This window comes from Daejeonella sp., from assembly GCF_044232565.1.
Classification (GTDB): domain Bacteria; phylum Bacteroidota; class Bacteroidia; order Sphingobacteriales; family Sphingobacteriaceae; genus Daejeonella.
In genome coordinates, this window is record NZ_JBIILQ010000105.1 from 1 (window position 1) to 8,935 (window position 8,935).

Sequence of the window (8,935 nt, forward strand, 5' to 3'; positions counted from 1 at the left end):
TTCAGAGCCCCATTCTCAGCGAAGTTGAATCAGCAATAGAACGAGAATACCATCAGGGGAATAAGCTTAAAGTATGTATTGGAACAGACTCCCAGGTAAAGGGATCAATCATTGATTTTGCGACAGTAATTGTCTTTTTGAGGGAGAAAAAAGGAGGCTTCATGTACATTCATCAGGAACAATCATCGATTAGAATGAGCATCAAAGAAAGGATGCTTGCAGAAGTACAGAAATCTATAGAATGTGCCTATTCACTATGCAACCTTCTGGATCTTTACGATGTGGGACTTGAAGTACACGCCGACATCAATACCAATCCTAATTTTAAGTCGAACCAAGCATTACACGAGGCAATGGGGTATATATTAGGTATGGGATTTGTATTTAAAGCTAAACCTGAGGCATTTGCAAGTTCGGCCTGTGCAAATAAGCTGGTTCAATAAAACAGCATAGCAATTATTCTATTAAAAAATCTAGCTTTTATCGCTTGCAGATATTCATTCTAAAATAAGAGGATATACAGATAGAAAATAAATAGAATTAATCCCAATCAGAAATCGAAATATTTTTTTTAGGTTGATTGGAAGCTGGCAAATTTTGATATAATTTTTGTTTCAGCTTTTCGGCCATTTCTGACGACAGGGTATAGGTATCTGTAATATATTTCTTCCATATCCGCTGATTTGTTTTTTTTCCATAAGTTTCTAGGTTTATATGAATACCAGGTACAGGCTGATAGGAGCCAAACCGATCTCTAATTACTGGAGTAAAAGTAAAATCTGTAAACCAAAACTTATATTTTGTTAGTTTTATAACCATCCCAAACTTATAGGAAATATAACCCTCTGGAATAACCGATACCAAAGACTTTCGATTTAATTGAAAAATTCCGGCTCCTGTGATTGTCGCTGAATCTGTGCTTATATCAGTCTTAACTTCTTTAAAATACTTAAAAGCGAAATCCTGAGCTTTTTGAAACAAGCTGTCCTGTGAATGATGCTTTTCAACAATTTCATGATAAATATACTTTCCATGCTGGTCAAGCTGCAATGTATTCTGTGCGGACAAGCTGTTTAAAAGGTGCATGAATATAAAAAAGGCAAGCAATGCCTTTTTTATATTCCATGACAACATAATAAAATGAGATAAAAATCTTAGCAAGCAAGACAGAAAAAGCATTAAAATGCGAAAACCGCCGCTAAAGAAAATTGACTTGCCTGCCGTGCAACTAGGCCATTTTGTCTTTGAAAAATTTGCTGAGAACCCGAATCAAAACGAACTTCAGGAATAAATGTCAAGCCGCCTGAACGAATATTTCCGGAAATTGTAATGGCCGAAACTGAAGACTTATCCTGAATATTAAGAAATACAGAGTTTGCTTTTGATTTAAAATACTCACCTCTAATGCCTAAAGATGCATTAGGATCAAACGCATATTGTGCATATAAGGCAGCGCCTGAAAATCCTCCTCCATTATTGGGAACAGAATAATCAGCCGCATTTAGAGCTAGCTTTACGGAATTATTAACCTGATAAGATGAGGTCAGGTCAAACTCAGTCCCTGAGGGGAAACCCGTAATTACATTTAAATAGGTATTCCATCCTTCTCGTGGAGATATATAGAGCTGAGCACCAAAATCAGAAACTCCGTTAAAATCTTGATATTTATTCCAATCATTAAATAAGCCCACCATCAATCCTACATTTTTTGAAAAGGAGTAATTGGCTTTTATACCAGAATTTTGGAAAGGCCCACTTGAAAAAAGATAGGATGTAGAATAATTGAAATTTGCAACTGGCGATATTACCTCATAACCAATAAACGTACCCATAAAACCAGCGGTCATTGAAAATTTATCTGTAAAGGCATAAGCAACATACAGGTTTTGAATATTGAAACTATTAGCCGTCGTTTCATTATACGAGGCTGAGGAATTTAATAGCGATTGAGATTGGCCCCGTGGACCGAATGACAAGTCGCCTACAAAGGAAGTCTTTCCTGTGTTTTTCTTCATGGTCAAATTAATCATTCCAAGCGACACAGAATTCTGCTCATTTACAAAACTAGTTTGAAAATTAGGCCTTCCGGAAAAATCATACTTATAATAGGTATCAACAGAACCAGAAACAGATAGAGGTTCTGAAATTACCTCTTGATCCTGAGCATAACTATTTAGTACATAGATAAAAAAGGTAAAGATTAATGATAATGTCTTAGATATTTGAGTCATATGATTGTGTTTTAATTGAATTTTGATTCATTAATAGTACTGATGCCTTTAGAAGGTTTCAACCTCTCTATCTACTAATAACTCACGGTTATTTATTAAAAGAGTGCCCTGAAAATATTTTTCATCGTGCTGACTTGCATCAAGACCTTCTTCCTCTTCTTGCGAACTAACACGAATTGGCTGAAGAAAATTAATGAACTTGAAAATCACATAGGAAACTGAAAAACTGTATGCCACTACAATTGACACTCCTTTTAATTGAGTAAAAAAGAATGCCATATCTCCATAAAACCAACCGTCAGCTCCTGCTGAATTAACTGTTTTTGAAGCCAAAAGACCGGTTAACAACATACCAACAATACCACCCACACCATGGCATGGAAAAACATCTAAGGTGTCGTCCAAATTAGTTTTAGATTTCCAATATACAGCGAGGTTAGAAATAATCGCAGCAATAAAACCAATGAAAATACTTTGAGGGATAGCAACTAAACCTGCACCGGGCGTTATAGCAACTAATCCAACAACTGCTCCGATACAAAATCCCAATACAGATGGTTTTTTTCCCCTAAGCACATCGAAAAACATCCATGAAAGACCAGCTGATGCTGCAGCAATATTTGTAGTAGCGAAAGCAGAAACAGCCAGTGCATTTGCACCCATTGCAGAGCCTGCATTAAATCCGAACCACCCGAACCATAATAAGCCTGTACCTATTAATACATATGGAATATTCGCAGGCGGAATTTCCTGATGATCTAAATGAACTTGTCTACGCTTTAATACCAAAGCACCAGCAAGGGCGGCCATGCCTGCAGATATATGAACTACAGTTCCTCCAGCAAAATCAAATACACCCATTTTAAATAAAAACCCATCGGGATGCCAAGTCCAGTGCGCGAGCGGTGCATAAACGGCCAGACTAAATAAACAAATAAATAGAATATAAGAAGTAAAACGTATTCGTTCTGCAACTGCTCCAACTACAAGCCCGGGAGTAATAATTGCAAACATCAATTGGAAAATTGCAAAAAGCGTGAATGGAATTGTTGGAGCAAGGCTCCAGGGCGCTCCTGAATTTACGCCCTTAAAAAATAAGAAGGTGGAAGGATCGCCAATAAAACCTCCGATTGAAGTCCCGAAAGATAAACTAAATCCAACTGTTACCCATAACACGCTCACCACTCCAGCGGCAACAACACTTTTAATCATTGTTGAGATTACATTTTTACGATGAACCATACCACCATAAAAAAATGCCAATCCTGGTGTCATTAAGAATACAAGTGCAGTTGCAACCAATATCCAGGCAATATCTGCAGCGCTATATATCCCTTTATCATCGAAATTTGCAAAAGAAGGAATAAAAACTGCAGCTATTGAAACAATTGACAGAACAATGAAGGGAGAAATTTGCTTAATTGAGATTTTAATAGCCATTTTTTATATATATTTTAAATTATTTTAACAATAATTCAAAATTATGATAAAAAAAACAATAATACTCTATTAAAAATAACTTATTTTTAATAAAAGCTTAATTTTTATAAATATTACATAATAAAAAGAGTATAAAATGACTTTATTGCAAATTTTATAATATAAATAGCGAAATTTTAATTAAATAGTATCTAAAAAATAATTATTTTATATAAAAAACTAATATTTTGCGCTAAAAATTGAAAATAATTAAAAATTATGAGAAATTTATTGAAAATAAAGATCCAAATGCTCTTGAAAAAAGAATAAAAGCAAAATTTTCGAGAATTTTAGGAAAATTTAGGGGTAAAAAAGAATTAAATAATCAAAGAAGAGACTTGCTGGTACTTACTGCCTTGAACAATACCCTTTTCCTCCAATCGTTTATCAATATAGCTTTGTATTTGCGATTTTTTCATTCCCCAATTAGGAGCAATTAACAAATCTAAATCTGCAAGTCCGAAAAGCCGCTGTAACACGATATCTGGTCTCAAAAGCGGAATGAATTCAGCAATAAAATCGGTGTATTCATCAATCGTGAAAACTTTGAATGGATCGCGACTATATTTTGAGCCCATAATAGAGCCCTTTACAATATGTAGATGATGAAGCTTTACAAATTTAATCTGTGGGAACCTATTTATCTCATCTGCATAGCGGAGCATCATGTCATGTGTCTCCCACGGAAATCCAAAAATAGTGTGCACACAAATATCAACTTTGGTATTTTGAGCGAGCTGAACTGCATTCACAAATTCCTGATGACTGCATCCCCTGTTGATCTTTAATAACGTATCATCATAGATCGACTCCATACCCATCTCAAGATCTACATCAAAACGATCAGAATAACTTTCGAGCAGGGCAAGTTTTTCAAAATCAATGCAATCTGGTCGCGTACCAACCGATAACCCCACAATACTGTCTGTATTAATACTTAGGGCTTCATCATAAAGCATTTTTAGATAATGCGTTGGTGCATAAGTATTTGTATTAGGCTGAAAGTAGATAATAAATTTTTCAGCCCTATAGTTTTTGAATGCACGCTCCATGCCTTGTTCAATTTGCTCTCGGATGGTAGGCAACTTTCTGGAAAGTTCGGGAGTAAAAGAATCTACGTTACAATAGGTACAACCACCATATCCCTTACTTCCATCCCGATTGGGGCAAGTAAATCCTGCGTCAGCAATAATCTTATATACACGCTGGCCCTCATACTTATTTTTAAGATAAGCGCCATAATGATTATAATTTTTGAATCCGTAATCTAAAGGTGTTCCCAAAGTTATATTTTTGCAAAGATACAAAAAATCAATCTTACCATTAAACTTAGACCATGCTACGGATTTACTATAAAAAAGATAAACGTCTAGCGAAAGAAAGCGATATTACTTTATTGCATTCTATACCACAGAAAGACCTTGTTTGGGTAGATCTACAAAACTCAACGGTTGAGGAAAAGATTACCATAGAGAACTTTTTTGACATCAAGTATTCATCAGTTGAGGAATCCACAGAGATTGAAAGCTCCTCACGTTTTTATGAACTTGATGATGAATTAATCATCAATTCTAACTTCCTTTCCTTAAAAGAGCAAGAATTCGACTATTGCCCTGTATCAATTGTCTTGGAAAAAGGCATTCTTTTTACCTATCGGGATGATAATTTAAAAACCTTTAGAGAATCCGTAAAAAAAATTAAATCAAACCCCGGATCCTTCACAAATGGCCATCAGATTTTACTCAATATCCTCGAAACTGGAATTGAGCAAGATGCAGATATTATTGAGGGTCTTGCAAAAGATATTGCTGACCTTAATAAAAAACTTACATTGAATAGAAAACGTTCTGACGAGGAAATACTTCTTAAAATCGCTTCTTTTCAGAACCACAATATATTAATGCGAGAAAATATTATCGATAAGCAGCGACTCGTATCTTCATTAATGAAAAGCAATCTCTTTCCGGAAGAATACATGACCGTTTTACGAATCATGATTAAAGATATAGGTTCACTTATTGAGCATAATAAATTCGCATTTGAACGACTAGAATACCTGCAAGATACTTTTATGGGTTTAGTTAATATTGAACAGAACCGAATCATAAAAATATTTACCGTCGCCACCGTTGCGTTTATGCCTCCTACCCTCATTGCGAGCATTTACGGGATGAATTTTAGCTTCATTCCTGAGCTCAACTGGAATTACGGCTATCTGTTCGCTATTGGCCTCATGGTACTATCATCAGTTCTGACGCTAAGTTATTTCAAAAAGAAAAACTGGCTATAAAAACATTCAAAACATTTATTTGTTGTTCTTAAACAAGCAATTTATTTAATGCTTTCACCAAAAAATAAATTTGGAGATGAAAACACAGGCAAAAAACAAATCAAACGAAAACAAACAGGGAAGCTCAAAATCAAATCTTGCATTCAAATCAGAGAGCCAAGAACTAAAGCGAAGAGGAATTTCAAACAGTGGGGGCCAAATGTCTTATCAAACTGATAACAAGCAGGCAACAGTCAACAAGGGAAATATAAACTCTATGGTGCAAGGAAAAACAAAGGCCCCCAAAATGCCAAGTAAACACAAACCTAAAAAGGGTTAATCACAGACACAAAAGGAGCTCTTCGCTCCTTTTGTTCTAATTTGGCTTCAAATACCTCTTTTTCAATTCGGCATACCAATTATTCTTACCTTTACAGGATAATAAGTACCATATAATGACCGAAGTTTATAAACCCACAAATAAGATACGTTTTGTAACTGCAGCTGCATTGTTCGACGGACATGATGCTACAATCAATATCATGCGCCGAATTTTGCAATCATCCGGAGCGGAAGTAATCCACCTGGGCCATAACCGTTCTGTATTAGAGGTTGTGAATTGTGCCATCCAAGAAGATGTACAAGGTATTGCGATGACTTCCTACCAGGGCGGACATAATGAATACTTCAAATACATGTACGACCTCTTGCAGGAATCAGGAGCCGGACATATCAAAATATTTGCTGGCGGTGGCGGTGTAATCTTACCCGATGAGATCCGCGAGTTAAAAGAATACGGTATAACACAGATTTATTCACCTGATGATGGCCGCAAAATGGGCTTGCAGGGAATGATTAATGACATGCTGAAGCAATGCGATTTTCTGACAAGAACAAGCCTGAATGATGAAATCAAGGGAATCGTTAAACAGGATAAAAAAGCCATTGCTGCTGCCATAACGCTGGCTGAAAACCATCCAGAGCAGACCGAAAAATTCCTTCTGGAACTTAAAAAAATGAATGCGGGAAAAATAGTTCCTGTGATTGGTATTACTGGCACAGGTGGCGCAGGAAAATCATCCTTAATTGATGAGCTAGTCCGCCGCTTTTTAGTTGAAACCGATAAAAATATAGCAATCATTTCTGTTGATCCATCCAAGCGTAAAACAGGAGGCGCATTATTAGGCGACCGAATCCGGATGAACTCCATCAATAATTCTAGAGTTTACATGCGATCGCTGGCCACCAGACAAGCAAACCTTGCACTTTCAAAATATGTTCAGGAATCTATAGACATCTGTAAAGCTGCTGGATATGACCTGATTATTGTGGAAACATCTGGTATCGGGCAATCGGATACCGAGATCACTGAACACTCTGACGTAGCCTTATATGTAATGACTCCAGAATTTGGAGCGGCAACACAGCTTGAAAAGATAGACATGCTTGATTTCGCGGATTTAGTTGCCATAAACAAGTTTGACAAACGCGGTGCATTGGATGCGATCAGAGATGTGCGTAAACAATTCAAACGCAACCACCAGCTGTTTGACACCCCCGACGAAGATCTTCCTGTGATCGGAACCATGGCTTCCCAGTTCAATGACCCAGGAATGAACAAGCTATTTTCGGAATTAATGTCTTCCATTTTAAAGAAAACAGGCTTTGATTTCCATGCTAAAATGGAGATGAGCTCTCAGCAGTCAGAGAAAAGCTATATTATTCCACCCGACAGAACCCGCTATCTTGCGGAAATTGTTGAAGCAAGCGCTGAATATAATTCCTGGGTAAATAAACAATGTAAACTAGCTCAGCAACTCTTCCAAGTACATGGCACACTGGCTATTGCCACAGAACATAAAAAAGAAGATTCCATAAAATCGCTAAAGGAAATATATAATACGCTTGAACAAAACCTAGACCGAGAATGCAAACGGCTGCTGGAAGAATGGCCCGAAACTATTAAAAAATACAAGGCCGACAATTTCATTTATAAGGTACGCGATAAAGAGATCAAGCAATCTCTTTACACAGAATCATTATCAAAACTCCGCATTCCGAAGATCTCTCTGCCACGGTATGAAGCTTGGGGAGATATACTGAAATGGATCCTAACTGAAAATGTACCTGGAGAATTTCCATACGCTGCCGGTGTATTCCCACTGAAACGTGAAGGCGAAGACCCTACCCGCATGTTTGCGGGCGAAGGCGGTCCGGAAAGAACCAACAAACGTTTCCATTATGTGTCTTTGGACCAGCCAGCCCACCGTTTGTCAACCGCTTTCGATTCGGTTACGCTGTATGGAGAAGATCCGGATCTGCGCCCCGATATTTACGGTAAGATCGGTAATTCGGGTGTGAGCATTGCTACATTGGATGATGCCAAAAAATTATACAGCGGATTCGACCTTTGCCACCCTTCCACTTCCGTATCCATGACAATTAATGGTCCGGCGCCAATGCTACTTGGATTTTTCATGAATACAGCCATAGACCAGCAATGTGAAAAATACATTCTTGAAAATGGCCTGCAGGAAGAAATCAAAGCAAAGATCAATCAGATATTTAGGTCTAAAGGGATTTCTAAACCCAGCTATCAAGGAGAACTTCCTGAAGGAAATAATGGTCTTGGATTGATGCTCCTCGGACTTACCGGAGATCAGGTATTGCCAGCAGATGTGTATGCCAAAATAAAAGCATTTGCAATCGCCAATGTAAGAGGAACCGTACAGGCTGATATTTTAAAGGAAGACCAAGCACAAAATACCTGTATATTTTCAACGGAGTTCGCATTAAGAATGATGGGAGATATCCAGAAACACTTCATTGACAATCTGGTAAGAAACTTCTATTCAGTTTCAATTTCTGGCTATCATATTGCTGAAGCCGGTGCTAATCCAATTTCACAATTGGCATTTACACTGAGTAATGGTTTTACATTTGTTGAGTATTACCT

8 protein-coding genes are annotated in these 8,935 nt (G+C 37.2%); 4 read left to right on the forward strand and 4 right to left on the reverse strand.

All coding sequences use genetic code 11. The features are described from left to right. The coding region (locus ACILQF_RS07225) for a ribonuclease H-like YkuK family protein (protein WP_395626744.1) at positions 1–443 on the forward strand (443 nt) is incomplete at its 5' end. Between the two features lie 97 nt (positions 444–540). Here ACILQF_RS07225 and ACILQF_RS07230 read toward each other — a convergent pair. From ACILQF_RS07230 to ACILQF_RS07245, 4 genes are all read right to left on the reverse strand, one after another. Next, positions 541–1,086 carry a hypothetical protein gene (locus tag ACILQF_RS07230; RefSeq protein WP_395626745.1) on the reverse strand — a complete coding sequence of 182 codons (546 nt, stop codon included), beginning with the start codon at positions 1,084–1,086 and terminating at the stop codon, positions 541–543. 92 nt (positions 1,087–1,178) lie between these two features. Further along, positions 1,179–2,231 carry an outer membrane beta-barrel protein gene (locus ACILQF_RS07235; protein WP_395626746.1) on the reverse strand — a complete coding sequence of 351 codons (1,053 nt, stop codon included), beginning with the start codon at positions 2,229–2,231 and terminating at the stop codon, positions 1,179–1,181. 48 nt (positions 2,232–2,279) lie between these two features. Further along, entirely contained in the window at positions 2,280–3,671 is a 1,392-nt protein-coding gene (locus tag ACILQF_RS07240) for an ammonium transporter (RefSeq protein ID WP_395626747.1), read from the reverse strand. A 356-nt stretch (positions 3,672–4,027) separates the two neighbouring features. Then, positions 4,028–4,993 carry a TIGR01212 family radical SAM protein gene (locus ACILQF_RS07245; protein WP_395626748.1) on the reverse strand — a complete coding sequence of 322 codons (966 nt, stop codon included), beginning with the start codon at positions 4,991–4,993 and terminating at the stop codon, positions 4,028–4,030. A gap of 53 nt (positions 4,994–5,046) precedes the next feature. On the opposite strand from ACILQF_RS07245, the gene corA reads away from it, so the two are divergent. The 3 genes from corA to ACILQF_RS07260 form a co-directional block, all read left to right on the forward strand. After that, entirely contained in the window at positions 5,047–6,000 is a 954-nt protein-coding gene (gene corA, locus ACILQF_RS07250) for a magnesium/cobalt transporter CorA (protein WP_395626749.1), read from the forward strand. A gap of 76 nt (positions 6,001–6,076) precedes the next feature. Beyond that, entirely contained in the window at positions 6,077–6,319 is a 243-nt protein-coding gene (locus ACILQF_RS07255) for a hypothetical protein (RefSeq protein ID WP_395626750.1), read from the forward strand. 115 nt (positions 6,320–6,434) lie between these two features. Then, positions 6,435–8,935, forward strand: a 2,501-nt coding sequence (locus ACILQF_RS07260) for a methylmalonyl-CoA mutase family protein (RefSeq protein ID WP_395626751.1), incomplete at its 3' end; no start/stop codon positions are given.